This window comes from Burkholderia sp. SIMBA_051 (genome assembly GCF_046534915.1).
In the GTDB taxonomy this organism is placed as follows: Bacteria; Pseudomonadota; Gammaproteobacteria; order Burkholderiales; family Burkholderiaceae; genus Burkholderia; species Burkholderia ambifaria.
The window spans coordinates 214,371-240,873 of the sequence record NZ_JAWRXS010000008.1 but is presented as its reverse complement, the minus strand read 5'-3'; the positions used below and the strand labels follow the sequence as shown (position 1 = coordinate 240,873).

22 protein-coding genes and 1 pseudogene are annotated in these 26,503 nt (G+C 65.2%); 20 read left to right on the top strand and 3 right to left on the bottom strand.

The window, feature by feature from the left end; all coding sequences use genetic code 11:
* Positions 1 to 9: 9 nt before the first annotated feature.
* Together SB771_RS21330 and SB771_RS21325 are read left to right on the top strand one after the other, a co-directional pair.
* Positions 10 to 777, top strand: coding sequence for an SDR family NAD(P)-dependent oxidoreductase (locus SB771_RS21330; protein WP_175661100.1), 768 nt, complete (start codon positions 10 to 12; stop codon positions 775 to 777).
* A gap of 27 nt (positions 778 to 804) precedes the next feature.
* Positions 805 to 1,401, top strand: coding sequence for an NADPH-dependent F420 reductase (locus SB771_RS21325; protein ID WP_175661101.1), 597 nt, complete (start codon positions 805 to 807; stop codon positions 1,399 to 1,401).
* Between the two features lie 78 nt (positions 1,402 to 1,479).
* Here the strand turns inward: SB771_RS21325 and SB771_RS21320 are convergent, their stop codons facing one another.
* Positions 1,480 to 2,187: a pirin family protein gene (locus SB771_RS21320; RefSeq protein WP_175661102.1), complete on the bottom strand. Its 708-nt coding sequence runs from the start codon at positions 2,185 to 2,187 to the stop codon at positions 1,480 to 1,482.
* A 74-nt stretch (positions 2,188 to 2,261) separates the two neighbouring features.
* Positions 2,262 to 3,026 carry an SDR family NAD(P)-dependent oxidoreductase gene (locus SB771_RS21315; RefSeq protein ID WP_105832063.1) on the bottom strand — a complete coding sequence of 255 codons (765 nt, stop codon included), beginning with the start codon at positions 3,024 to 3,026 and terminating at the stop codon, positions 2,262 to 2,264.
* A 139-nt stretch (positions 3,027 to 3,165) separates the two neighbouring features.
* Between SB771_RS21315 and SB771_RS21310 the strand changes: the two genes are divergently transcribed.
* The 7 genes from SB771_RS21310 (at position 3,166) to SB771_RS21280 (ending at position 12,841) form a co-directional block, all read left to right on the top strand.
* A complete protein-coding gene (locus tag SB771_RS21310) occupies positions 3,166 to 4,083 on the top strand; it encodes a LysR family transcriptional regulator (RefSeq protein WP_175661103.1) in 918 nt (305 codons plus the stop codon).
* 484 nt (positions 4,084 to 4,567) lie between these two features.
* Entirely contained in the window at positions 4,568 to 6,358 is a 1,791-nt protein-coding gene (locus tag SB771_RS21305) for an acyl-CoA dehydrogenase (RefSeq protein WP_175661104.1), read from the top strand.
* Between the two features lie 79 nt (positions 6,359 to 6,437).
* A complete protein-coding gene (locus SB771_RS21300; RefSeq protein ID WP_410721206.1) occupies positions 6,438 to 8,066 on the top strand; it encodes an electron transfer flavoprotein-ubiquinone oxidoreductase in 1,629 nt (542 codons plus the stop codon).
* Positions 8,067 to 8,114: 48 nt separating this feature from the next.
* Positions 8,115 to 9,308: a beta-ketothiolase BktB gene (gene bktB / locus SB771_RS21295; protein WP_105832227.1), complete on the top strand. Its 1,194-nt coding sequence runs from the start codon at positions 8,115 to 8,117 to the stop codon at positions 9,306 to 9,308.
* A 38-nt stretch (positions 9,309 to 9,346) separates the two neighbouring features.
* A complete protein-coding gene (locus SB771_RS21290) occupies positions 9,347 to 10,198 on the top strand; it encodes a 3-hydroxybutyryl-CoA dehydrogenase (RefSeq protein WP_175661105.1) in 852 nt (283 codons plus the stop codon).
* Between the two features lie 472 nt (positions 10,199 to 10,670).
* Complete coding sequence (locus SB771_RS21285; RefSeq protein ID WP_175661106.1) at positions 10,671 to 11,522, top strand: hypothetical protein; 852 nt, start codon at positions 10,671 to 10,673, stop codon at positions 11,520 to 11,522.
* 113 nt (positions 11,523 to 11,635) lie between these two features.
* Complete coding sequence (locus SB771_RS21280; RefSeq protein WP_175661282.1) at positions 11,636 to 12,841, top strand: MFS transporter; 1,206 nt, start codon at positions 11,636 to 11,638, stop codon at positions 12,839 to 12,841.
* A 284-nt stretch (positions 12,842 to 13,125) separates the two neighbouring features.
* Here the strand turns inward: SB771_RS21280 and SB771_RS21275 are convergent, their stop codons facing one another.
* Positions 13,126 to 14,019: a LysR substrate-binding domain-containing protein gene (locus tag SB771_RS21275; RefSeq protein ID WP_175661283.1), complete on the bottom strand. Its 894-nt coding sequence runs from the start codon at positions 14,017 to 14,019 to the stop codon at positions 13,126 to 13,128.
* Between the two features lie 95 nt (positions 14,020 to 14,114).
* Between SB771_RS21275 and SB771_RS21270 the strand changes: the two genes are divergently transcribed.
* The 11 genes and pseudogenes from SB771_RS21270 to SB771_RS21220 all read left to right on the top strand — a co-directional run bounded on the left by SB771_RS21270 (position 14,115) and on the right by SB771_RS21220 (position 26,276).
* Positions 14,115 to 15,311: an MFS transporter gene (locus tag SB771_RS21270; protein ID WP_175661107.1), complete on the top strand. Its 1,197-nt coding sequence runs from the start codon at positions 14,115 to 14,117 to the stop codon at positions 15,309 to 15,311.
* 37 nt (positions 15,312 to 15,348) lie between these two features.
* Positions 15,349 to 15,678: pseudogene (locus SB771_RS21265) on the top strand (hypothetical protein); the annotation flags it as partial.
* A gap of 51 nt (positions 15,679 to 15,729) precedes the next feature.
* Positions 15,730 to 15,912 carry a hypothetical protein gene (locus SB771_RS21260; RefSeq protein ID WP_175661108.1) on the top strand — a complete coding sequence of 61 codons (183 nt, stop codon included), beginning with the start codon at positions 15,730 to 15,732 and terminating at the stop codon, positions 15,910 to 15,912.
* A gap of 358 nt (positions 15,913 to 16,270) precedes the next feature.
* Positions 16,271 to 17,560, top strand: a complete 1,290-nt coding sequence (locus SB771_RS21255) for a glycine betaine/L-proline ABC transporter ATP-binding protein (RefSeq protein ID WP_175661109.1) — start codon at positions 16,271 to 16,273, stop codon at positions 17,558 to 17,560.
* Positions 17,557 to 18,444, top strand: a complete 888-nt coding sequence (locus SB771_RS21250) for an ABC transporter permease (protein ID WP_175661110.1) — start codon at positions 17,557 to 17,559, stop codon at positions 18,442 to 18,444. The genes SB771_RS21255 and SB771_RS21250 overlap by 4 nt, the downstream gene beginning before the upstream one ends.
* Before the next feature lie 152 nt (positions 18,445 to 18,596).
* Positions 18,597 to 19,478 carry a glycine betaine ABC transporter substrate-binding protein gene (locus SB771_RS21245; RefSeq protein ID WP_175661111.1) on the top strand — a complete coding sequence of 294 codons (882 nt, stop codon included), beginning with the start codon at positions 18,597 to 18,599 and terminating at the stop codon, positions 19,476 to 19,478.
* A gap of 113 nt (positions 19,479 to 19,591) precedes the next feature.
* Positions 19,592 to 20,887 (top strand): serine hydroxymethyltransferase, encoded by a 1,296-nt coding sequence (gene glyA / locus SB771_RS21240; RefSeq protein ID WP_175661112.1) that lies wholly within the window; start codon positions 19,592 to 19,594, stop codon positions 20,885 to 20,887.
* Between the two features lie 160 nt (positions 20,888 to 21,047).
* Positions 21,048 to 21,935, top strand: coding sequence for a dihydrodipicolinate synthase family protein (locus tag SB771_RS21235; RefSeq protein ID WP_175661113.1), 888 nt, complete (start codon positions 21,048 to 21,050; stop codon positions 21,933 to 21,935).
* A 6-nt stretch (positions 21,936 to 21,941) separates the two neighbouring features.
* Positions 21,942 to 23,273, top strand: a complete 1,332-nt coding sequence (locus SB771_RS21230) for an NAD(P)/FAD-dependent oxidoreductase (protein ID WP_175661114.1) — start codon at positions 21,942 to 21,944, stop codon at positions 23,271 to 23,273.
* 16 nt (positions 23,274 to 23,289) lie between these two features.
* A complete protein-coding gene (locus SB771_RS21225; protein WP_175661115.1) occupies positions 23,290 to 24,783 on the top strand; it encodes an aldehyde dehydrogenase in 1,494 nt (497 codons plus the stop codon).
* A 491-nt stretch (positions 24,784 to 25,274) separates the two neighbouring features.
* The gene (locus tag SB771_RS21220) at positions 25,275 to 26,276 is read left to right on the top strand and encodes a LysR substrate-binding domain-containing protein (RefSeq protein WP_175661116.1); all 1,002 of its coding nucleotides are present in this window, start codon (positions 25,275 to 25,277) and stop codon (positions 26,274 to 26,276) included.
* The last annotated feature ends 227 nt before the right edge of the window (positions 26,277 to 26,503 follow it).

The following is a 26,503-nucleotide window of genomic DNA, read 5'->3' as shown; positions in this document are numbered from 1 at the left end:
AAAAATCAAATGACTCAATCCCTGAAGGGCAAGACAGCGCTCGTGACCGGGGCATCGCGCGGCATTGGCCGCGCCATCGCCGAACGCCTTGCAAAGGACGGTGCGACCGTCGCGCTAACCTACAACGCCAGCAAATCCGGCGCGGACGAGGCGATCGCAGCCATCGAGAAAGCGGGCGGCACCGCGTTCGCGATTCACGCGGATCTCGTTGATCCGGCGACCGTCCCGGCTTTGTTCGAGAGACTCGACGACGAGTTCAGCCAGCGGAACGGAAGCCGAGCCCTCGACATTCTGGTCAACAACGCCGGCAATTCCGGCTGGCTTGGCTTCAAGGACGCAACGCCGGAAAGCTGGGACACGCTGATGGCCGTCTACGCCCGCGCGCCGTTCTTCATCATTCAGGCCGCGCTGGATCGTCTCGCCGATGGTGCATGCATCATCAACATTTCTTCCGCTGCCGCCACGAAGCCTGTGACGGCCGCGCCCGTCTATTCAATGGCGAAAGCCGCCATCAATACGCTGACCCATACGCTCGCCATCGAGCTGGGGCCGCGTGGCATCACCGCGAACGCCGTGGCGCCCGGCTTCACGCGAACGGATGCGAACGCCGCCTTTCGGGAGAATCCCGAACTCGTCAAGGCGGCCGAGGCCCAGATCGCGTTGGGCCGCTTTGGCGAGCCTTCGGAAATCGCCGCCGTCGTGGCGTTCCTGGCCTCCGATGATGGCCATTGGGTGACCGGCCAGACGATAGAAGCGAGCGGCGGTTACAAGCTCTGACCGCGCACGGAAACGAAGGAGAAACATATGCGTTACGCAATCGTTGGCTTCGGCAAGATCGGCCACGCACTTGCCAGGGCGTTCGCCCGCAACGGCATCGAAGTGGCCGTTGCAACCACGCGCGACCCGGAAAGCTTTGCGGCCGATGCGGCCGCGATCGGCCCCACGATCATTCCCAAAACCCTGGCGGAAGCCGTCAAGGCGGACATCATCTTTCTGGCTGTCCGTTTCGAGTCGCACCCGGAGGTTGCAAAAGCGCTGCCCGACTGGAAGGGGAAGACTGTCGTCGACGCGATGAACACGCAGGCCCCGCTCGAGGAACTGGGCGGTCTCCCGTCCTCTGCCTTCGTCGCGAACGCGTTCAGCGGAGCCAGGCTGGTGAAAGGCTTCAATCATCTGGTGGCCGCCGTCCTCGGCCAGGACCCGGCCATACAGGGTGGCAGGCGAGTCGTGTTCCTCGCGAGCGACGATGACGGCGCTGCAGCGGAGATCGGCGCGCTTGCTGAAAAACTCGGTTTCGCGCCAATCAAACTGGGTGGGCTTTCGGAGGGCGGGCTGCTTGTGCACGCGCGCGGAAACAAGTGGGGACAACTGATCTTCAAGGACTTGATCACGTTCGACTGAGGACCACCCCGTTTCCGGCTATTTCCGCCGGAAATGACAATGAACGCTGGCGCGGCGCGCGCTGATGAAGCACCTGTCCTAGCGCAAGAGTTCGACAATCACGACATCCGTGTCGTCTTTCGCTGTCAACGTAACGCACGTTTCATCGCGAATGATGATGCCGTCGCGTCGCGCCAGCGTGATATGCCCCACGTCCACGCGCCCATGTTCCACCACCAGATAGGCAGAGCCGGACAGCGGCAAAGCGTGCTGCATCGCCGTGCCTTCGCGCAGCGTCGCGATACGCATCCGTGCGTCCGCGTGAATGGGCAATGCGCCGGCGCGGACATCCTCCGGATCGCCACTCGCCAGCGTAACGAATCGGCTATCGCGACATCCGAGCGAACAGACGCGCGTCGCGCAGCGCGACGTACTGGCCGGTGCGCGCGGACGTAGCCGTATCTGGAATTGCCGCGCGGGTACATTTTCGTCGTTGCGCTCTGCGCAATGGATCGCCGCGCCCGCACTCATCACGTGGACGGAATTGGCGACCATGCGCGCGCGATTGCCCGCGTCGTCTTCGTGCGTGATTGCGCCCGAACGTACCCACGTGACGATCTCGACATCGCGGTGAGCGCGCAGGCCGAAGCCCGAGTGCGGCGCGAACTCGACATCGTTCCACACGAGGAGGGGACCGAGCGGCGCTTCTCCTGCGTGCCCGGATTCGCTCACGCGGAAATGCTGGCGGACGTCGACACCGTCGCGCCGGATCGCGGCAAGCGCCAGAAAAGCGCGTCGTTCAATCATGACGGGACTCGGTACGCGTATGCCGGGTGCGGCGTGCGATCGTCGAAGACGCGTCCACCGCACCCGGGCCACGCTCAGATCTGTTGCTGGCCGCCATCGACAAACAATTCGATGCCGTTCACGAAGCTCGCGTCGTCCGAGGCCAGGAACAGCGCCGCGCTCGCGATCTCGCCCGGCTCGCCAAGGCGCCCCATCGGGATCTGGGCAGCCAGGTAATCGGCGAGCCCCTGACGCTGAGTCGCATCGTCACCGGCGAGATCGAGCAGGCCGGGCGTGCGCGTCGCGCCCGGGCTGATCGTGTTCACGCGGACATGGCGCTCCTTGAGGTCGAGAATCCAGCTGCGTGCGAAGGCGCGCACTGCCGCCTTCGAAGCCGAATACACGCTGAACGCAGCGGTACCCGCGCTGCCCGCGGTCGAGCCGGTCAGAATCACCGACGCGCCATCGGCGAGCAGCGGCAGTGCCTTCTGCACCGTGAACAGCACGGCCTTCACGTTGCGGTCGAAGGTTTCGTCGTAGTGCGCCTCGGTAATGCTGCCCAGCGGCAGCATCGAACCGCCGCCGGCGTTCACGAACAGCACGTCCAGGCGTCCGTGCTCTTTCTTGATTTGCTCGTACAGCGCGTCGAGTTCATCGAGCCGGGTGGAATCCGACCGTACGCCGGTCGCCTTTCCGCCCGCTTCGAGAATGCCCGTCACGGCAGCATCGAGTTCGGCCGGGCGCCGCCCCGTGAGATAAACGTGCGCTCCTTCGGCCGCGAAACGTTGGGCCGTGGCAAGACCGATGCCGCTGGTTGCGCCGGTGACGAGTGCGATCTTGTTGTCGAGTTTGCGTGCCATGGTATTGCTCCTTTAGTCAGGTCAGGGGTATTCGCGACGCTGTTGCGTGCTGCGATGTGAGGAGAATATCGACGGCTCCATCATTTCGAAATAGAATTAATCGCAATCAAACGTTGCAGATATGCAAAGATGAGGAGACATGGCGCAACTGCCTGATTTCGAGGGGCTCGCGATGTTCGCGAAGGTGGCCGAGCACGGGTCGTTTGCGGCCGCGGCGCGCGCGACGGGGGTGTCCGTCGCCACCGTCTCGCGCGGTGTGGCCCGTCTGGAGAGCCGGCTCGGCGCGCGGCTTTTCAATCGCACGTCGCGCCAGCTGTCGCTCACCGAGTTCGGTCGGACGATCAGCGAGCAAGCCGGCGAGATCTATCGCCGGGCCGAGGAGGCGGAAAGCTCGGCGCGCGAGATGTCGGTGCAGCCGCGCGGGCTGGTGCGTCTGGCTGTGCCGATGTCGTTCGGGCTGCGCTGGGTCGCGCCGTTGCTGCCGGGCTTCTTTCGCGCCTATCCGGAGGTGTCGATCGACCTGCATTTATCGGATGCGTCGGTCGATCTGATCGCCGATGGTTTTGACGCCGCGTTGCGTATCGCCGCACTGCCGGATTCGTCGCTGGTTGCGCGGCGCCTGTGCGCCGTCACGCAATTCGTGGTGGCGTCGCCGGACTATTTGCGGCGCGAAGGGCGACCCACGCATCCGCGCGAGCTGGCGGATCGTCCTTGCCTGTCGTACGCGTATCGCGCGCGCAGCGCCGTATGGCGCTTCACGAACGACGTGGGCGACGAGGAGCCGGTCATGCCGACGGGCCCGCTGCGGGTAACGAACGCCGATGCGCTGTTGTCCACGCTGCTCGATGGCCTGGCGATCGCCGAGCTGCCCGAGTTCATCGCGGGCGAATATCTGGCTGACGGCCGTCTCGAGGCGATCCTCACCGACTGGTCGCTGACGAAGGGCGGTCTTTACTTCGTTACGCCGTCGGCGCGGGCGCGGCCCGCGAAGGTGACGGCGCTGTCCGACTACTTCGCCGAGCATCTGAGCGATCCAGTCTGGCGATGGCCGAAGTGATGTTGCGGCAGGTGATCTGATCAGGCGCTTCATTGCGTTCATTCAACGATCGCGAAGCCGACACAATCGATCGCGTAGCCGACAGTCGACAGCCGGCAGCCGACTTCCGGTTCGCCGATCAGCTCGACCAGGGAAGTGGCTGTCCATCCGCGCGAGTTCGCGTTTCTCCGGACGGTCGGTACTGAACGGAGCCGGAATCGGCCGGTTCTACCACTCCGGCCCCACCAGCGCGAGCCGCTGCGGCACGCCAATTGCCCGCCATTTCTCCGAAAACCGACATCCACCATGCCGCCCCGGGCCGGTCGCCTCCGGCATCGCCCCGCGATCCCGTGGCCGATTTTGTCACCATGTGGGCCGGATATGACAATGAGAAACCGCCGCCGCGGCAGTACGATGGGGTCACGACGTCGCCTGACGCTGGCCGGTTTTGCCGCAGCCGCCTCGGGCCGCGCGCCTCATTCAACGCCTGATTGGAACATCGACCATGAGCTATAACGCCCCTGTCAAGGACATGCTGTTTGTGCTGAAGGAACTCGCGGGCATCGACACCGTTGCGCAGTTGCCGGGCTTCGAGGAAGCCGGCTACGACACCGCGCAGGCCGTGCTCGACGAATCCGCGAAATTCTGCGGCGAGGTGCTGGCACCGCTGAACGTGGAGGGCGACCGCAACCCGAGCAGCTGGAAGGACGGCGTCGTGACCGCGACGCCCGGCTTCGGCGCGGCGTTCCGCCAGTTCGTCGAAGGCGGCTGGCAGGGCCTGCAGCATCCGACCGAATACGACGGCCAGGGGCTGCCGAAGCTGATCGCGACGCCGTGCATCGAGATGCTGAACGCATCGAACCTGTCGTTCGCGCTGTGTCCGCTGCTCACCGACGGCGCGATCGAAGCGCTGCTGACGGCCGGCACCGACGAACAGAAGCAGCGCTACGTGCCGAAGCTGATCTCGGGCGAATGGACGGGCACGATGAACCTGACCGAACCGCAGGCCGGTTCGGACCTGGCGCTGGTGCGCTCGCGCGCGGAGCCGCAGGGCGACGGCACGTACAAGGTGTTCGGCACCAAGATCTTCATCACGTGGGGCGAGCACGACATGGCGGACAACATCGTCCACCTGGTGCTCGCGCGCACGCCGAACGCGCCGGAAGGCGTGAAGGGCATCTCGCTGTTCATCGTGCCGAAGTTCATGGTCAACGACGACGGTTCGCTGGGCGCGCGCAACGACGTGCACTGCGTGTCGATCGAGCACAAGCTCGGGATCAAGGCGAGCCCGACGGCGGTGCTGCAATACGGCGACCACGGCGGCGCCATCGGCTATCTGGTCGGCGAGGAGAACCGCGGCCTCGAATACATGTTCATCATGATGAACGCCGCGCGCTTCGGCGTCGGGATGCAGGGGATCGGCGTGGCCGACCGCGCATACCAGAAGGCCGCGGAATTCGCGAAGGAGCGCGTGCAGAGCCGCCCGGTCGACGGCTCGGCGAAGCAGTCGGTGACGATCATCCATCACCCGGACGTGCGCCGGATGCTCGGCACGATGCGCGCGCTGACCGAAGGCGCTCGCGCGCTCGCGTATGTGGCTGCCGCGCACAGCGACATTGCCCACCGCCATTCGGACGAGGCGACGCGTACGCGTCATCAGGCAATCTACGAATATCTGGTGCCGGTCGTGAAGGGCTGGAGCACCGAGATGGTGAACGACGTGGCGAGCCTGGGCGTGCAGGTGCACGGCGGGATGGGCTTCATCGAGGAAACGGGCGCGGCGCAGTACTACCGCGATGCGCGGATCCTGGCGATCTACGAAGGCACGACCGCGATCCAGGCGAACGACCTCGTCGGCCGCAAGACGCTGCGCGACGGCGGCGCGGTCGCGAAGGCGCTGATCGCGGAGATCGGCGACACGGTCGCGGCGCTCGGCAAGCTCGACGGCGCGGCGGCCGCGTCGATGAAGGCGCAGCTGGAGAAGGGCGCGCGCGCGCTGTCGTCGGTGGTGGACTACGTGCTCGCGAACGCGAAGCAGGATCCGAATGCGGTGTTCGCCGGCAGCGTGCCGTACCTGAAGCTGGCGGGCGTGGTGCTGTGCGGATGGCAGATGGCGCGCGCGCTGCTGGCGGCGCACGCGAACCGCGCGCACGACACGGCGTTCTACGATGCGAAGATCGCGATCGCACAATGCTATGCGGAACACGTGCTCGTGCAGGCCGGCGCGCTCGAAGCATCGATCGTCGGCGCGAAGGGCAACGAGAGCGTGCTCGCGTTGACGGAAGACCAGTTCTGACCGTAACGGTCGGGGCGCAGGAGGAGACAGGATTTTGACCACACAGGACTTGCTCGCGCAGTACGGCCCGCGCGAATCGATGGAATACGACGTCGTGATCGTCGGTGGCGGCCCCGCCGGGCTGTCGGCGGCGATCCGGCTCAAGCAGCTGGCCGCCGAGAAAGGCACCGAGATCGGCGTGTGCGTGCTCGAGAAGGGTTCCGAGATCGGCGCGCACATCCTGTCGGGCGCGGTGATGGACCCGCGCGCGATCAACGAACTGTTCCCCGACTGGAAGGAACGCGGCGCACCGCTCGATGTCGCGGTGACGGAAGACCGCTTCCTGTTCCTGTCCGAGACGGGCGCGGTCACCACGCCGAACTGGGCGCTGCCCGCCAACTTCCAGAACCACGGCAACTACGTGATCTCGCTGGGCAACGTCACGCGCTGGCTGGGCGCACAGGCCGAAGCCCTGGGCGTCGAGATCTTCCCGGGCTTCCCCGCCGCCGAGATTCTCTACAACGACGACGGCTCGGTGAAGGGCGTCGCCACCGGCAACATGGGCGTGGGCAAGGACGGCGAGCCGACCGAGAACTTCCAGCTCGGCATGGAGCTGCACGCGAAGTACACGCTGTTCGCCGAAGGCTGCCGCGGCCACCTCGGCCGTCAACTGATCTCGAAGTTCAAGCTCGACGCGAACGCCGATCCGCAGGCGTACGGGATCGGCATCAAGGAGCTGTGGGAGATCGATCCGGCAAAGCACAAGCCGGGCCTCGTGATCCACACGGCCGGCTGGCCGCTGAAGTCCGATACGTACGGCGGCTCGTTCCTGTATCACATGGACAACAACCAGGTGGTGGTCGGCTTCGTGGTGGGCCTGGGCTACACGAACCCGTACCTGTCGCCGTTCGAGGAGTTCCAGCGCTACAAGACGCATCCGTCGATCCGCGCGTTCCTGGAAGGCGGCAAGCGCGTGTCGTACGGCGCGCGTGCGATCACGGCGGGCGGGCTGCTGTCGCTGCCGAAGACGGTATTCCCGGGCGGCGCGCTGATCGGCGACGACGCGGGCTTCCTGAACGCGTCGCGGATCAAGGGCAGCCACGCGGCGATCAAGACCGGCATGCTGGCGGCGGACGCCGCATTCGACGCGGTGCAGGCTGGCCGTCAGAGCGACGAGCTCAATGCGTACCCGGATGCGTTCAAGCAATCGTGGCTGTACACGGAGCTGTACCGTGCACGCAACTTCAAGCAGTGGATGGCGAAGGGACTGTACCTCGGCACGCTGATGGTCGGGCTCGAGCAGAAGGTGATGGGCGGCAACGTGCCGTGGACGCTGCACCACAAGCATGCGGACCACGAGATGCTGAAGCCGGCATCGCAATGCACGCCGATCGAGTATCCGAAGCCGGACGGCAAGCTGACGTTCGATCGTCTCTCGTCGGTGTTCATCTCGAACACGAATCACGAGGAAAACCAGCCGGCGCACCTGACGTTGAAGGATGCGAACGTGCCGGTGAACGTGAACCTGCGCACGTACGCGGGGCCGGAAGCCCGCTTCTGCCCGGCGGCGGTGTACGAGTTCGTGAAGAACGACGACGGCGGCGATCGTCTCGTGATCAACGCGCAGAACTGCGTGCACTGCAAGACCTGCGACATCAAGGACCCGACGCAGAACATCGTGTGGGTCACGCCGGAAGGCGGTGGCGGGCCGAATTACCCGAACATGTAACGCAACGCATCCCCGCGCCCGCGGGCGCGAACGAACCGGAGTGAGACGATGAGCAATGCAGCGAAGGAAGTCGTGGTGGTGAGCGGTGTCCGTACCGCGATCGGCGATTTCGGCGGAAGCCTGAAGGATTTCTCGCCGACCGATCTCGGCGCGAAGGTCGTGAGCGAAGTGCTGTCGCGCGCGAACGTGTCGGGCGATGCGGTCGGGCATGTCGTGTTCGGCCACGTCGTGAACACCGAACCGAAGGACATGTATCTCGCGCGTGTCGCGGCGATCAACGGCGGCGTCGCGCAGCACACGCCGGCGCTGACCGTGAATCGTCTGTGCGGCTCGGGCCTGCAGGCGATCGTGTCGGCCGCGCAGACGATCATGCTCGGCGATGCCGACATTGCGATCGGCGGCGGCTCGGAGAGCATGAGCCGCGCACCGTACACCGTGCCGGCCGCGCGCTTCGGCCAGCGCATGGGCGACGCGAAGCTCGTCGACATGATGCTCGGCGCGCTGCACGACCCGTTCCAGACGATCCACATGGGCGTGACGGCCGAGAACGTCGCACGCAAGTACGGCATTTCGCGTGACGCGCAGGATGCGCTCGCGCTCGAATCGCATCGTCGCGCGGCGCGCGCGATCGCCGAAGGCCGCTTCAAGGATCAGATCCTGCCGATCTCGATCCGCACGAAGAAGGGCGAGGTCGCGTTCGACACCGACGAGCACGTGCGTCACGACGCGGGCCCGGACGATTTCTCGAAGCTGAAGCCGGTGTTCGCGAAGGAAGACGGCACGGTGACGGCCGGCAACGCGTCGGGGATCAACGATGCGGCCGCCGCGGTGCTGATGATGAGCGCGGATGCCGCGCGTGCGCAGGGCGTGAAGCCGCTCGCGCGTCTGGTCGCGTATGCACACGCGGGCGTCGATCCGGCGTACATGGGCATCGGCCCCGTGCCGGCCACGCAGAAGGCGCTCGAGCGCGCGGGCCTGAAGATCAGCGATCTCGACGTGATCGAGGCGAACGAGGCGTTCGCGGCCCAGGCGTGCGCGGTCACGCAGGAGCTCGGTCTCGATCCGGCCAAGGTCAACCCGAACGGCTCGGGCATTTCGCTCGGCCACCCGATCGGCGCGACGGGCGCGTTGATCACGGTCAAGGCGCTGTACGAGCTGAAGCGTATCGGCGGGCGTTATGCGCTCGTGACGATGTGTATCGGCGGCGGCCAGGGCATTGCGGCGATCTTCGAGAACATCTGATAATCGAACGCTCAGCACCCGAACATACAGGAATCGTCATGGCCATTGAAACAGTCGGCGTCGTGGGCGCCGGAACCATGGGCAACGGCATTGCGCAAACCGCCGCCGTTGCAGGACTCAACGTCGTGATGATCGACGTCAGCGATGCGGCGCTCGACAAGGGCGTCGCCGCGCTGAAGGGCAGCCTCGAGCGGCTCGTGTCGAAGGAGAAGCTCGCCGCCGGCGCACGCGACGCCGCGCTCGCGCGCATCACGACGTCGACCGATTACGCGAAGCTCGCCGCGGTCGACATCGTGATCGAAGCCGCGACCGAAAACGTCGAGCTGAAGAGCCGCATCCTGAAGCAGATCGAATCGGTCGCGCGGCCCGATGCGATCATCGCGACCAACACGTCGTCGATCTCGATCACCGCGCTCGCGGCGCTGCTCGCCGATCCGTCGCGCTTCGTCGGCATGCACTTCTTCAACCCGGTGCCGCTGATGCCGCTCGTCGAGATCATCCGCGGGCTGCAGACGAGCGACGCGACCGCGTCGGCGGTGCGCGCGCTCACCGAGCGTTTCGACAAGTCGCCGATCGGCGTGCGCAACGCGCCGGGTTTCGTCGTGAACCGGATCCTCGTGCCGATGATCAACGAAGCATTCTTCGTGCTGGCAGAAGGCATCGCGTCGGCCGAGGAGATCGACGCGGGGATGAAGCTTGGTGCGAACCATCCGATCGGGCCGCTCGCGCTGGCCGATCTCGTCGGGCTCGACGTGTGCCTCGCGGTGATGGACGTGTTCCTGAAGGACTTCGGCGACACGAAGTATCGTGCGTGCCCGCTGCTGCGCGAGATGGTGTCGGCGGGAAGGCTGGGGCGGAAGACGGGGCGTGGGGTGTACGACTACAGCTGACGTACTGCAAGTAGGCAGCGCGTCAACGCGGATGACGAGCCGCGCCGGAGATTGTGTCCGGTGTCGGCGGGTCATCCGCGTTTTCTACTTGGAGCGTGGGGAACGCGTATGTGCGGTGTTGACGGAAAGGCACGCGCGGATGCGGCGACTCGCGTGAGTGATCCCGTTCGTCTTCCGTTCATGTCCAATTGAATGATCGATAAAGCCGGACGATTGACGCTTTATCGCGGTTTGCCGGGCATGCCCTCTCTGCTATTTTTTCGCCCGCGGAGGCCAATTGCATGCCGTGACAATTCTTGACCGTCTCACGGTTTCGTCTGTGCAATGATCTGCTGCAAATACCCGATAGAGATTTCAGTCCGGCCGTGCTTCTGACGGCGGTCTCTGCGTTGCTCCGCGATGCCGTCGGCCATCACGCGGCGGCAGAGCGTTGTGGGCTTCAACATCGAATGAAGAACCGGTGAGTATTCAAATGAAAAAGAAAATTCAGGGGCGCTGTTCAGTGGCGATCATTGCGTCGAGCTTGATGCTCGGTGCATGTGCATCGAAACCTTTCGAGCTCGACACGCAACAAATGTCGTCGATCAAGACCATTGCGGTCGATGTGTCGAGGCCAACCACGTATTTTGCTGTGTCGGCCGGGGGGCCGGTGATCGTTCCGCTTCCCGGGGTAGGTCTGTTGGCGGCCGCCATCGGCGGCGCGATCAGCGGGGCGACGGCGATGTCGGCTCGTACCAACAAGGATTTCAACAGTCTCGTCAAGAGCGAGCTTGGCGATACCGGGCTGAACCGCAAGTACATCGACGCGCTGGAGGGCGAACTCCGGGCGCAAGGCTACCAGGTGACGGAGATCGATCTCACCCAGCCCGGCATGCCCAAGCTTGCAGGGGACTGGCTGCATCCGACGCTGAAGGGCGACGCCTATACGGGAGCGGATGCCATTCTCATTGCGCCGGCCAATACGGGTTATGGCGCAAACGGACTGGGTTGGCCGTACGTTCGATCGGTCAATACCCAGATCCGGATTTTTTCGGCGAAGACGTTTGAACCTGTTTTTTCGCAAAATATCTTCTATCCGATCCCCACTCATCTCAGCCCGACTTCGGGTGGTGGCGGCGTGAACAAAAATGCAGGCATCAGCTCCACTCAAGGCGCAAAGGCGGATGGCCCTTATGTCTATCCGTTCTATACCGATCTGGTAAAGGATTTGCCCAACGCGATCAAGGGAATCGACGAGGCGCTCATGAGCTTCGTGCCACAGTTTCGCAACGCGTTGTTGAGCGGTCGGGGTGTATCTCAATCGGCGAGTGCCGGCCAGAAGTAAGAGGTCAGTTCAAAAAAGGTGGGGGCTGTGCACTTCCACGGCGAGCCGTTAACCTTGGGCACCAGAACAACGGAAGCCCAAGCATGGAAGCGCCGATCATTGACGACGAACAAATGAGCGATTTGAGAAACGAAGTCTCTCTCGAGACACCGAATTGCCCCGATCCGTCCCGTCGCCGCTCGCTGATCGCCGCCTGCGGCGCGCACGCCGTGCACGACGGGTTGACTGACGTCATTTACGTGCTGCTGCCGATCTGGCAGGCGCAGTTCGCGATCAATTACGCGCAGATCGGCTTGTTGCGCGGGCTCTATTCCGGCGTGATGGCGAGTTTCCAGTTGCTAGCCAGCCGGGCAGCGCGGCGCTGGGGGCGGGAGCGCTTGCTGGTGGCCGGGACCGCCCTCGCAGGCGTGGCGTACCTGATCGCAGGTCAGGCCGGTGGGCTGACGGTCCTGCTGATCGCGCTGGTGTTGGGCGGACTGGGCGCAAGCACGCAGCATCCGCTCGCATCGTCGATGGTCACCGATTCCTATGAGGCAGGCGGAGGCGTGAAGGAGGCTCTAGCCCAATACAACTTCTCCGGAGACATCGGCAAGACGCTGATACCAGGCCTGATCGGCCTTCTGTTGACGGTCGTGACGTGGCGAACCGGCGCCACGCTGATCGGCGTGCTGGGCGTGGTTTCAGCGGGCCTGCTGTGGTGGCTGATTCCGTCGCGCGACTCGTCGCGATCGGCGCGCGACAAGACGCCGAAAGCGACCAGCGGCAGCGGTTCGTCCGGCGGCTTACGCGCGCTGCTCGCGACCGGCACCCTCGACAGTGCCGTGCGGATGGGCTTTCTGACGTTCCTGCCGTTCCTGCTCAAAAGCAAGGGGGCCGGCACCGCCGGTATCGGTCTCGCGCTGACGATGCTGTTCTTGGGCGGCGCGTTCGGCAAGCTGTTCTGCGGTTATCTGGGCGCGCGCATCGGGATGATGAAGACGGTGTGGCTCACGGAGTCCGCCACGTCGCTGTTGATCGTGCTCGCTGTGTTCTCGCCACTCTTCGCGATGATGGCGATGCTCCCGCTGCTTGGACTGGCGCTGAACGGGACATCGTCCGTGCTCTACGGCGTCGTGCCGGAGCTGGCCGGGGTCGGCAAGCGCGAGCAGGCGTTTGCCCTGTTCTATACGGGCACGATCGGCGGCGGCGCGCTGTCGCCGGTTCTGTTCGGCCGTCTGGGTGACATCGCGGGCGTCCCGACCGCGCTGGTCGCGCTGGCCGCGGTCCTGCTGCTGACACTGCCGTTATCGTGGTACGTGCAGAAGGGCCTGGAAGCCTAGGGCCTGTTCACGCTAATAACGGGCTTGCGCTGGCCCCCAGAAGGGCCGAGCGCAAGGAATGCGACGAAGCGAATACTCGACGTATTCGCGAGGAGTATGACGCGGCGATCGGCCCTTCTGGGGGCCAGCCCCACGAATGATTTTTCCAAACAGGGGAACGTGCCTTTCCGCCCGCATTGCGGCGTCGTTCGTCGTTGCAATAGCTACGGCTATTGCGCCTCCTCTCTCCTTGCCCTGCGGGCGGAAAGGCACGTTCGCAAGCCCGTTATTAGCGTGAACAGGCCCTAGCCGGCTGCGATCGACCTGGCGAACGCGATGAACTGCTCGACGCAGGTCGACGAGAACGGTTCGGACCATGTGACGACCAATTCGAGAACATGCGGCGTCGCCAGCGGCACGTAAGCGACGCCCGAGCGTTGCAACGTCGACGTGAAGCTGGGCACGATGGCGACGCCGCGTTCCGCTGCCACCAGCGACACCAGCGTCGTAATCTGCGACGCTGTAGGCCCTATCCGCGCCGCAACACCTTCATGGGCGCACAGATCCTCGAGCGCCGCGTTCAGCGCGGAACCGTAACCCGCCGGGAACGTGACGAAGTTCTCCCTGACGAGTTCACGGAACTCGATCGTCGTCTTACCCGCGTATTTGCTCTGGGCGGGAACCGCGGCGACGAGCGGTTCCCGCGAGACGACGAGGGACCGGCTGCGCTCCTCCGACGCCTTCGTCGCTGACCAGCCGAATCCGATGTCCATCGTGCCGTCGGTGATCTGCTGGCGCTGACTGGCGGTCGATACTTCCCGAAACGCCAACTCGACTTCCGGCATGCTGCGGCTCACGTTGCGGATGATGTCCGAAAACGCGTCGGACATCGGAATGGAGCTTGCATAGCCGATCACGACACGACCGACCATACCTTGCGCCATCTTGCGCGCTGTCGCCTCCGCCTCGTCGACCGCATGAATGACGCTCCTCGCATGTTCGAGAAACAGCGCGCCTGCAGGCGTGAGCTGCACCGCGCGTGTGGATCGCTCGAACAGCCGGATCCCGAGCTCGGTTTCCAGCGCGGCGATATGGCGCGTCAAAGGCGGCTGGGCGATCCGTAAGCGCAACGCCGCGCGTCCGAAGTGCAATTCGTCGGCGACGGTCACGAAATAGCGTAGGCGGCGTAGATCAAGCATTTTTGTCTTTTCGGTATCAATAGCCACAAAAACGGTATTGGCACGCGTGTCGCTCACTCGTCAGACTGTCACACAAACCAGATAGGGCGTCACCAGTGGGCAACAGAACGATTCGATTCGCATTTTTCCTGTGCGGGTTTGCGGCTTTTCTCAATCTTTATTCGACTCAGGGCATTCTGCACGAACTCGCTGCGGCATTCGACGTGAGCGCCGAACGGGCCGGCCAGGGCATCAGCGCCACCACCTTGGCGGTCGCCATTATCGCTCCGTTCGTTGGTGCGCTGGCCGCTCGCTTCGATCGCCGGACGGTCATTTCGTGCGCTGCCGTGGCTTGTGCGCTTCCCGTCCTCTGGTCTGCGCACGCGGCGAGCTTTTCATCGTTCCTCGCCGCCCGCTTTGCCGCGGGTATGCTGATGCCGTTCATCTTCGCGATCTCGATCGCCTGCATCGGCGAGATCTTCAGCAACGACGCGGCGACGGAGGTCAGTGCGCTCTTCGTCGCCGGCACGACACTCGGCGGATTCGCTGGACGCTTCGTGACCAATATCCTGACGTCCGCGTTCGGCTGGCGTCACGCGCTCGATTTCATCGCGTTCCTGTGTCTCGCAACGGGCCTCGCGATCCATGCGTGCCTGCCGGCGTCCGGCGCCGCGCCTGCGGACCGCGATGGTGCGTCGACGCCGCGCTGGAAGCTCTTGACGCGCGGCCCGCTGCTGGCGTCGTTTGTGGTCGGGACATGCGTGCTGGCATCGCAGGTCGCGACGTTCACCTTCGTCGGACTGCGACTCGCCAGTGCGCCATTTGGATTCAATACGGTCGAGATCGGCGCGATCTATGCGGTATTTCTCGTCGCGGTCGTCGTCACCCCGCTCGCGGGCCGCGTCGCGGCGAAGCGCGGCCCGCGCGATCTCGCGCTCGTGGCTACCGGCCTCGCGATTGTCGGCGCATTGCTGACGCTGTCGAGCAGCGTCATCACGATCCTGATCGGTCTCGCGCTCAGTTCGACCGCGGTGTTCGTCGAGCAGGCGTCGGCCAATGCGTTCATCTCGCGGGCGGCACCGGGTGCAAGATCGACGGCGATCGGCATCTACCTTTCCTTCTATTACTTTGGCGGAAGTCTCGGCTCGGTCCTGCCCGTTCCCGCATGGAATCGTTGGGGCTGGATGGGCTGCGTCGCATTCGTCGTCGGTGCACAGGCGATTGCAGGCGCGCTCGTGTTTTTCTTCTGGCGCGGAGTGTCTCCCGCCGGCGCAAGCAAACCGCGCTCACCAGAAGTGCGGATGACTCGGTAGTTCACTTCAAATCACAACTAGAACCGGAGAGAAAAGGATGGAAGCGTTTCAATCGCATGCGGGGTTGCTCGATATCGTCACACCTGTGCTTCACGAAATGAAAAGCGGAGTCCTGAAGGATGCGCTTGTTGCAGCCTTCTCGGCCGAAGAGGAGGCGCTTCGGGACATTGAAAGTGCATTTCACCGGTTGACGGAGCGCGGCTATCCGGCGCCGGCGCTTCGCACCTTTTTCGCCAGTTGGTCAAAGACCAACAATTCCGCGGCGAGCGTTTCCGGCCTTGCAAACCGGATCACGCTGCTCGCGCGCTCCGAAGCCGGTTCGGCGGCGTCGAACCAGCTTCATGACGTATGCGCCAGCCCCTCCCGGGGTTTTTGAACTGACCTCTAAGAAAACGCTGGAGGGGTTGGCGCAAAGCCGATGAAATCCGAGCGGGTCGTGCGCGCTTCTTTCTATGCTGCCCATGTTGAAGCGCGCACGATCGTCAACCGGTTCACGAGCAAAACGAAGCCGTCGCTGATCCCGGGAAATACCGGCAGCGTCGGCTTGAACATCGCCAGAATCTGCCGCGCCGCCCGCGTCGCGCGCCGCCGTTATCAGTAGTTTCCCCTACGCCCCCCTCAGGATTTTCCCCTACCGCACCATCCCGCGCACCGCACGCCCCACCTTGCCACAGTCACCGCGCCATCCCGCACATCCGCGCCGGCATTGCGTTTTCGCGTCGCTCGCACCATTCCGCGCCATCCCCGCTCTTCCGCACGTTTTCGATGCATTACCAAAGGTATGGAAAAGCGCACAGAAAATGTATCGGGACCGATGTAATTGGATTGATACGCTGCATTCACTGAATCAGCGCCGTCAACCAACGCAGGAGCGCATCGAGCCCACGCGGCAAGCGGGCAATCGAAGGCGACTCGTCTGAAGTTCGCGGTTTCCATCACCAGCTAGTCGGGATGACAGAATGGCCCCAAATCTGACGTTTGCGCCGGGCGACGTACTTCCCCCCGGAGCAATCCATACCGACGGTGCGCCGTCGATCGCCCGGTCGAGCATCGCGACCGGAACCGACATCCTGACCGTCAAGCACCTGTCGAAGATCTTCGGTCCGAAGCCCGAGCGGGCGATCGAGCTGCTCGAGCGCGGTGTCGGACGCAACGAGATCTTCGCGGAAACCGGCAACATGGTGGCGGTCAACGACGTAAGCCTGAGCGTCAGGGGCGGCGAGATCTTCGTGATCATGGGGTTGTCTGGCTCCGGTAAATCGACGCTGGTTCGACTGCTCAACCGGCTGATCGAGCCGACGTCCGGGCAGGTCGTGCTCGAAGGCCGAGACATCGCACCGATGTCGACGCCGGAGCTGCGCGACGTGCGGCGCCAGAAGATGGCGATGGTGTTCCAGTCATTCGCACTGCTTCCGAACCGCACCGTGATCGACAACATCGCCTACGGGCTCGAAGTCGCGGGCGTCAAGAAGGCGCAGCGCTACGAGGTGGCGCGTGCCGCGCTGGAACGCGTCGACCTCGGGTCGTACGAGAAGCTGCTGCCGAGCGAGTTGTCCGGCGGCATGCAGCAGCGCGTGGGGCTGGCGCGCGCGCTGGCGGTGAATCCGTCGGTCCTGCTGATGGACGAGGCGTTCTCGGCGCTCGATCCGCTGATTCGCTTCGAAATGCAGAACGAGTTGTTGCGCCTGCAAAAGGAAGAGCAGCGCACGATCGTGTTCATTTCCCACGATATCGAGGAGGCGGTGAAGATCGGCGGCCGCATCGGCATCATGAAGGACGGCTGCCTGATCCAGGTCGGCACGCCGGCCGAACTGATCCAGACGCCGGCGGATGCGTACGTGCAGGACTTCTTCCGCAACGTCGACGTGTCGCGCTTCCTGAAGGCGTCCAGCCTGATGACGACGATCGGGCGCGGGCTGCTTCGGTGCGATGCGGCGGCGCCGTCCGACCGCTATCTGAACCAGCTGATCGACAGCGGCGCGGAATGCGGTTACGTGTGCGACGAGGCCGGCCATTACCTGGGCTGCGTCACGCCCGCCACGCTGCATCGCTCCGGCGCGCGACCGATCCGCGAGGCATTCCTGCACGACTTCAACGCGGTTTCGATCGATACGGATCTTCATCGGCTCGCGTCGATCGCGCTGACCCAGGAGCACGACGTGCCGGTGACGGACGCGGCGGGACAACTGGCGGGCGTCGTGTCCTGCCGGACGATACTCAAGCAGATGATGCAACGGAGGGCAGCATGAATTCGTCGGTGATCGGGAAGTTTGCGGAAAATGTCGTCAACTTTCTGTTTCTGCATTTCCGCGTCGGCTTCGACACGTTCTCGGCGGGGCTCGGCGCGGTCGTGAAGCTGCTCGAGGACGGCCTGGCCGCCGTGCCGTTCATCGCGATGGTCGTGATCCTGGTCGGACTCGCGCTCTGGCGTCGCGGCATCGCGTTCTCGATTTTCGTCGGCCTCGCGCTGCTCGTCATCCACTACATGGGCTTGTGGGCGCAGACGGTCTCGACGCTTGCGCTCGTGACCGCGGCGACGTTCTTCAGCCTGGTGATCGGCGTGCCGCTCGGGATCTGGGGCGCGCGCAACAACCGGATCGGCATGATCCTGCGCTCGCTGCTCGACTTCATGCAGACGATGCCCGCGTTCGTGTACCTGATCCCGGCCGTGATCCTGTTCGGGCTCGGCCGCGTGCCGGCGGTGATCGCGACGATCGTATTCGCGATGCCGCCCGTCGTGCGGCTGACGACGCTCGGCATCCGGCAGGTCCGCGAGGAACTGATCGAGGCCGGCCGCTCGTTCGGCAGCACCGATTGGCAGCTGCTGTGGAAGATCCAGCTGCCGAACGCGCTGCCGTCGATCATGGCTGGCGTGAACCAGACGATCATGATGGCGCTGTCGATGGTGGTGGTCGCGTCGATGATCGGCGCGGGCGGCCTCGGCGAGTACGTGCTGAGCGGGATCCAGCGGCTCGACATCGGGATTGGCTTCGAAGGCGGGCTGGGCGTCGTGCTGCTCGCGATCGTGCTGGACCGGCTGACAGAGAGCTTCGGCGTGAAGGCGAAGAAAAAGAAGGCGCGGCCGGCCGCGCGTGCAGGCAAGGCCGGCCCGCAGGGCGCGGCACGCACCTGATCGAAGCAGCAGTCGAAGGCAGTCGACGGGCGATGAAGCGCCGCGGCCACGGTGCCGCGGTGGAACCGGTGTAGCAGTGCGTGGAGACCAGAAACGCCGATCGAGGCGTTCCTCATCCTTGAAAGACTCGCGTGATTAACAAGGAGTACTAGATGAATACCCATACGTTCAAATCGCTTCTGGCGAAACTTGCGGTGTCGATGATGGTGGCCTGCAGCGCCGGTGTGGGCGTGGCCGCGGCGGCCGAGCCGGTCAAGATCGCCGTGACCAACTGGGCCGACGTGATCGCGGTGGCCAACGTCGCGAAGTACGTGCTGGAGACGAACCTCAAGCAGCCGGTGCAGTTCGTCCAGGCCGACATCGGCATCCAGTACCAGGGCGTCGCCCGCGGCGATCTGGACATCATGGTCGGCGGCTGGCTGCCGGTCACGCACGCGACGTACTACGCGAAGTACAAGAACGACCTGGATGACGTCGGCATCATCTACACCGGCGGCAGGAACGGCTGGGCGGTACCGACCTACATTCCGGAATCGCAGCTGTCGTCGATCGCCGACCTGAGCAAGCCCGAGGTCAAGAGCAAGCTGAACGGCACGATCCAGGGCATCGAGCCGGGCGGCGGCCTGATGCAGGCGTCCGAGAAAACCATCAAGGCCTACAACCTGGACGGCTACAACCTGCAGGCGTCGAGCGAGGCCGGCATGCTGGCGAGCGTGTCGCGTGCGTACCAGTCGAAGCAGTGGATCGTCGCGACGGTCTGGAGCCCGCACTGGCTGTTCCAGAAGTGGCAGATGCGTTATCTGAAGGATCCGAAGGGCACGCTGGGCGGTGAAGAGCAGATTCACGCGTTCGCATCGAAGAAGTTCGCAGGCAAGTTCCCGCGCGCCGACGTGTTCTTCAAGCACCTGAAGCTGACGCTGGCCGACGTCGAGGCGATCGAGTTCGAAGGGAACAGCACGAACGACTACGCGACGGCCGCGAAGAAGTTCGTCGATGCCCATCCGGAGAAGCTGAAGGCCTGGCTGCAGCAGTAAAGCCGCGCCACCGGCGACGCACATCGCCCGATGCCGACGGCCTTGCGGTGTGCGGTACACGCAGTTCATGCAGTCCATGCAGCACATCACGAATCGCGCAGCGGAGTCACCAAGTGAACGAGAACGCCCGCTTTTTTTCCGAAACGCTCCAGAGCCGGGATCCGGTGATCGCATCGGAGATCGCACTGGAGCTGCGTCGCCAGCAGAGCCAGATCGAATTGATCGCGTCCGAAAACATCGCGTCGGCGGCGGTGCTGGAAGCCCAGGGCACCGTGCTGACGAACAAGTACGCGGAGGGCTATCCGTCCCGGCGGTACTCCGGTGGCTGCGACCATGTCGACCGGATCGAGTCGCTCGCGATCGACCGCGCGTGCGCACTGTTCGACGCCGCGCATGCGAACGTCCAGCCGCACTCGGGCGCGCAGGCCAACGGCGCGGCGATGCTCGCGCTCGTCAAACCCGGGGACACGGTGATGGGCATGTCGCACGACGCGGGCGGCCATCTCACGCACGGTGCGCGGCCGGCGCTGTCGGGGAAGTGGTTCAACGCGGTGCAGTACGGCGTGAGCCCGGACACGCGGCGCATCGATTACGACGACGTGCGCCGGCTCGCCGAGCGGCATCGTCCGAAACTGATCATCGCCGGTTACTCGGCGTATCCGCGCGCGCTCGACTTCGCCGCGTTCCGCGAGATCGCGGACAGCGTCGAGGCGAAGCTGATGGTCGACATCGCGCATTTCGCCGGCATCGTCGCGGCCGGCCGGCATCAGAACCCGGTGCCGTTCGCCGACGTCGTGACGTCCACCACGCACCAGACGCTGCGCGGCCCGCGCGGCGGCTTCATCCTGACGAACCATGCCGAGCTCGCGCAGCAGATCGATTCGGCGGTATTTCCGGGGCTGCAGGGCGGCCCGCTGATGCATGTCGTCGCGGGCAAGGCCGTGGCGTTCGCCGAGGCGCTGCGCCCGGAGTTCACCCGCCATATCGACCGGGTGCTGCGCAACGCGCAGACGCTCGCCAGCGTGCTGACGGCCGGTGGCCTCTCGCTCGTCACGGGCGGCACCGACAACCATCTGCTGCTGGTCGACCTGCGTTCGCGGCGCATGACCGGCGCGCAAGCCGAGAAGGCGCTGGAGCGCGCCGGCATCACCTGCAACAGGAACGGGATTCCGTTCGATACGGAACATCCGATGGTCACGTCCGGCATCCAGCTCGGCACGCCGGCCGGCACCACGCGCGGCTTCGGGCCCGCGCAGTTCGAGCAGATCGGCGAAATGATCGTCGACGTGCTCGCGGCGCTCGAGCGCGATCCGGGCGGCGACCCGGCGGTCGAGCGGTCGGTGCGGACCCGCGTGCGTGACCTGTGCAGCCAGTTCCCCATTTACGCACATGCGGAGGCGTTCGCCTGACACCGCATCGGTCCGGGCCTGAAAAATCGTTCGGATCACGTAGCGAATCGTTCGGCGTGGCTGCACGAATGCCGCGACGCGCCGACGACGTTTTTGTCGAATTGCCGGTTTCCCGCTCGACGGCGGGAACCCGGCGCATCCACCTGAGTGAGGAATCGAAATGAGCTTTGAGGGCGTACACACACCGCTGGTCACCCCGTTCGACACGGACGGCGAAATCGATCATGCATTGCTGGGCCGTCATGCGGCCGATCTCGCGGGCCGGGTGTCGGGCCTCGGTATCGGCGGGACGACCGGCGAGTACTACGCATTGAGCTTCGACGAGCGCGCGCGCACGTTCGACACGGTCGCCGCTGCGGCCGGCGGCAAGACGTTCCTGACCGCGGGCATCAACGCGACGACGACGAAGGAGGTGCTGCGGCTCGGCCGCGAGGCGAAACGCGCGGGACTGAACGCGTTGCTGGTGGCCGCGCCGTACTACGCGCAGCCGACCCAGCAGGAATTGCTCGCGCATCTGCTCACGGTCGACGACGCGCTCGACATGCCGATCATGCTGTACAACTTCCCGGCGCGCACCGGCGCCGAAATCGGCGACGACATTCTCGCGACGCTGCTCGAGCGCAAGAACTTCGTCGCGGTGAAGGAAAGCACCGGCGATATCGCGCATCTGCATCATCTGTCGACGCATTTCAGCGGCCGGCTCGTGCTGAGCTGCGGGATGGACGATCAGGCGCTCGAGTTTTTCGCATGGGGCGCGCGCAGCTGGGTCGGCGGCGCGTCGAACTTCCTGCCGGAAGCGCACACCGACCTGTTCGACGCGTGCGTGAAGCGCGGCGATTTCGCCGCCGGCCGCAAGCTGATGGCGCAACTGCTGCCGGTGCTCGAACTGCTCGAGCGCAGCGGCAAGTTCATTCAGTACGTGCGTTACGGCTGCGAGCTGGCCGGCCTGCCGGTCGGTGTGGCCCGCGCACCGCTCGGCGCGCTGTCGAGCGATGAGCGTGACGCGTTCGCGAAGCTCGTGAAGCCGCTGCTGCGCGACGCCCGGTAATCGATCATGGGCTCGAATCTGGAATTCGCGCGGTTTCCGGCGCCCGACGGGGTGAACGGATGGTGGGAGAGCCTGCCGCCCGCGCAGGACGCCCGCACCGTCACGTCCGACAGCCGGTTCGACTGGGTGGTGGTCGGTGGCGGCATCACCGGGCTGTGCGCGGCGCGCCGGCTCGCGGAGCTGGCGCCCGGTGCGTCCGTCGCGCTCGTGGAGGCCGACCGGATCGGCCGCACGACGGCCGGGCGCAATTCCGGATTCTTCGTCGACCTGCCGCACGACATCAGCAGCGAAAGCTACTCGCGCAGCATCGACGAGGATCGCGCCGATGTGCGGTTTCAGCGGCACGGGATCGACTATGTGCGCGAGATCGTGCGGCGCTTCGGCATCGATTGCGACTGGCGCGACGACGGCAAATTCCACGCGTCGGTCAACCCGAAGGGCGCGACCGCGCTCGCGCATTTCGCCGATGGGCTGTCGCGCATCGGCGAAGCATTCGAATGGCTCGACCAGGCCGGGATCCGGGCCGTGACCGGCACGGACTTCTATACGGGCGCGCTGTTCACGCCGGGTTGCAGCACGGCGCAGCCGGCCGCGCTGATGCGCGGCCTGGCGGCGACGCAACCGGACAACGTGACGGTGTTCGAACTCAGCGCGGTGACGCGCATTGAGCATCTCGGCGACACGCGCGTGCTGCATTTCGCCGGCGGCAAGATCGTCGCGAAACAGGTGATCCTGTGCACGAATGCGTACGCGGCGACCTTCGGCATGCATTCGAACGGCTTGCTGCCGGTCTACACGTTCGCCTCGCTCACGCGCGCGCTGAATCCGGACGAAGTGGCGACACTCGGCGGCACGCGTTCGTGGGCGCTGATTCCGGCCGACCCGATGGGCACGACGGTGCGGCGCCTGAGCAACGATCGTATTTGCGTGCGCAACCATTTCGCGTTCCGGCCGGACGTGAAGGTGTCGCAGGCCGATCTCGCGAAGTCGCGGCATCTGCATCAGCGTTCGTTCGAGCGTCGCTTTCCGATGCTCGGCGGCGTCGAGCTGGAATATACGTGGGGCGGGCCGCTGTGCCTGTCCGCCAACAACGGCGCGCTGTTCGGCAAGCGCGCCGACGGCCTCTACGAAGCGATCGGCTGCAACGGCCTCGGCCTGAGCCGTGGGTCGTCCGCCGGCAAGCTGATCGCCGAGTACGCGCTCGGCGAATCGAACAGTCTCGTGCAGCAGTTGCTGAAGCAGCCGCATCCGCGTCCGCTGCCGGTTCGACCGATCGTCGATCTGGCCGTGTCGGCGACGATCTGGGCCAAGGAGTTTTCGGCCGGTGCCGAGCTTTGATTATTGAGGAAACGACATGACGAACCATCAGGACTGGAAACAGAAGGCGAACGCGTTGTCGCTCGACGGTCGCGCGTTCATCGCGGGGCACCGCAGCGCGGCGGCGTCGGGCGAAACGTTCGCCACGCTCAACCCCGCATCGGGCAAGGCGCTCGCCGAGGTCGCGCGATGCAACGAGCGCGACGTCGACCGGGCGGTCGCGGCCGCGCGCGACGCGTTCGAATCGGGCGTCTGGTCGAAGGCAGCGCCTGCGCACCGCAAGACGGTGCTGCTGCGCGTCGCGCAACTGATCGACGAGCATGCGGAGGAACTCGCGCTGCTGGAGGCGCTGGAAGCCGGCAAGCCGATCGGCGAATGCCTCGGCCTCGATATTCCCGAGTCGGCCGCGTGCATTCGCTGGCACGCGGAAGTGACCGACAAGCGCTACGACGCGTTGTCGCCGTCCGGCGCGGGCGTCGTGAGCATGATCACGCGCGAGCCGATCGGCGTCGTCGGCGCGGTGCTGCCGTGGAATTTCCCGGCGCTGATGCTCGCATGGAAAATCGGCCCCGCGCTGTCGGTCGGCAACAGCGTGGTCGTGAAGCCGGCCGAACAGACGTCGCTGTCGACGCTGCGGATCGCCGATCTCGCGCGGGAGGCCGGCGTGCCGCCGGGCGTGTTCAGCGTCGTCACCGGGTTCGGCAGCGAGGCCGGCGAGGCGATCGGCCGCCATCCGGACGTCGATCTCGTCGCGTTCACCGGCTCGACCGCGACCGGCAAGCGGTTCCTGCACTACTCGGCCGACACCAACCTGAAGCGTGTCGTGCTCGAGTGCGGCGGCAAGAATCCGCAGGTCATCCTGCCGGACGTCGCGAACCTCGATGCGGTGGCGGAACAGGCCGTCGCGGCCGCGTTCTGGAACATGGGCGAGAACTGCAGCGCCGGCTCGCGGATCCTCGTCCCATCGAGCCGGAAGGCGGAGCTGCTGGAGAAGATCCAGGCCGTGCTCGCCGGGTGGAAGACCGGCGATCCGCTCGACCCGGATGTGAAGCTCGGCGCGCTGATCGAGCAGAAGCACTACGAGAAGGTGCTCGGTCATATCGAGAAGGCGAAGGCGGAAGGCGCACGCGTGGTATGCGGCGGGCGCGCGATCCTCGCCGAGACGGGCGGCTGGTTCGTCGAACCGACGATCTTCGATCAGGTGACGCCCGAGATGAGCATCGCGCGCGACGAGGTGTTCGGGCCGGTCGTCTGCGTCATCGAATACGACGATGTCGACGATGCGGTGCGGATCGCCAACGATACGTGCTACGGGCTGGCCGCGTCGCTGTGGACCGACAACGTGAACAACGCGCACAAGGTCGCCGCGCGGATTCGCGCGGGCACGGTCACGGTGAACTGCTTCGGCGAAGGCGACCTGTCGACGCCGTTCGGCGGCTTCAAGCAGTCGGGGTTCGGCGGGCGCGACAAGTCCGTCTACGCGCACGATCAATATTGCGAGCTGAAGACCACCTGGTTGAAGCTCGACTGAGCGTGCGGGCACTGCGGCAGCGCGGCATGCCGGGTCCGTGCGGCCCAGGCCGGCGCAATCCGCGCAAGCTGCGGCGCGTGTCAACCAACGGCCCGGCAACCTGGCATGACGGCCCCGCCGGGGCACGCGGTGCGCCGCGCAAATGCGCAGTGGGGCGTGGCATGACGGCCCCCGCCGGGGCCGCGGTTGCGCCGCGCAAATGCGCGGTGCGGGCGGCGGCGCGGCCGACGGGGCATGCCGGTCCGCCGCCCGCATTGCACAGCCCATCATCGCTTCCGATAATGGCGATGCGGTGCACAATCGATCGACAATAGCATCATCGTGCCGCCGCTTCGGCGGTGCCCACCGTTGCCAGCCGCCCGGCTGACTCGCAAGCCGCACTATTCTGACAATTGAAAGGTTTGCGATGACACGGCCCGCCGCCAACCGTCGGGCCGCGGACGACGGGTTCTCCGGCGCCGCGTCCGGCCTCCGTTTTGAGAGTGAAAGCCATGTTGAAGAAGCAATTGTTTGCAGACCGACTCCTCGCGCAGATGCCGTCGCTTCGGGCGCTGCGGTGTTTCGTGACGGCGGCGCGCTACGAGAGCTTCACGCAGGCGGCCGAGGTGTTGTGCGTGACGCAGGCTGCGGTCAGCCGGCAGATCAAGGAGCTCGAGGATTCGCTCGACGTTGCTCTGTTCGAGCGCACCGGCCGGCATATCGCGCTGACGGATGCCGGGCGGATTCTCTACAACGCGTCGTACCTGTCGATCATGAACATCGCCGAGGCGGCGGAGGCCGTGCGCCGCACCGACAAGCACGCGCTGATGATCTGCGTGTCGCACACGTTCTCGGCGCTGTGGCTGTCGTCGCGATTGCCGGCCTTTCGCGAGCGGTTTCCGGATATCCGGCTGAACCTGATCGTCACCGAGCACTTCATGGAGCTCGACGGGCTCATCGAGCCTGACGTGATCATCACGAAGAACCCGCCGCGCGAGCCCGAGTTCGAAGTCGAGCCGCTGTTTCACGACATCGTGTATCCGGTGTGCAGCCCCGCGTTTCACGAACGTCACTTTCATGGTCGGTCGCTGAAGCCGCTGGACCTGCTGTCGCGTCCGACCCTGAACCTGTCGATGCTCGGCCGCGCGCAGGTGTGCGAGCACGTCGACTGGCGCGTGTGGCGCAACTGGTTCCAGCAGGGCGACGGCACCGACACGCTGACCGAGAACAAGTATCTGGAAAGCAACGACTACCGGCTGCTCGTCGCGCAGGCCGAGGCCGGCGAGGGCACGCTGCTGGGCTGGCATCACCTCGTGCACCGGCAGATCGACCAGGGCATCCTGATGCGGCCGGTGCAGGACGTGCTGGTGTTTCGCGATCGCCATCACTATCTGATCACGCACCGGAATGCGCAGCCGCGCCCCGAATATCAGCAGTTCCGGCAGTGGCTGAACGACGAGGTCGGCGTGATGATGCGCGGCTGGCTCGATGCCGGCGTCGAAATCGAGCAATGACCGACTGGTCCGTCGGGTATTCGATGGGGCGTGCCGTTTGCATCGATGAGCGACAGTCTCCAGCGATATCTCTTAGTTGACCGGCCTTTCCGGGTGAAATGAACCGGCCGGTCGAGCGGCCCGCGAGCCGGTCCCTTATTTCCTGCTGGTCGGCTGGATGCTATTCGCCGTCGCGATGTCGATAGCGGCTGTCGCGCGATATGGCGAACATGTGGGCTGGCGAAAGC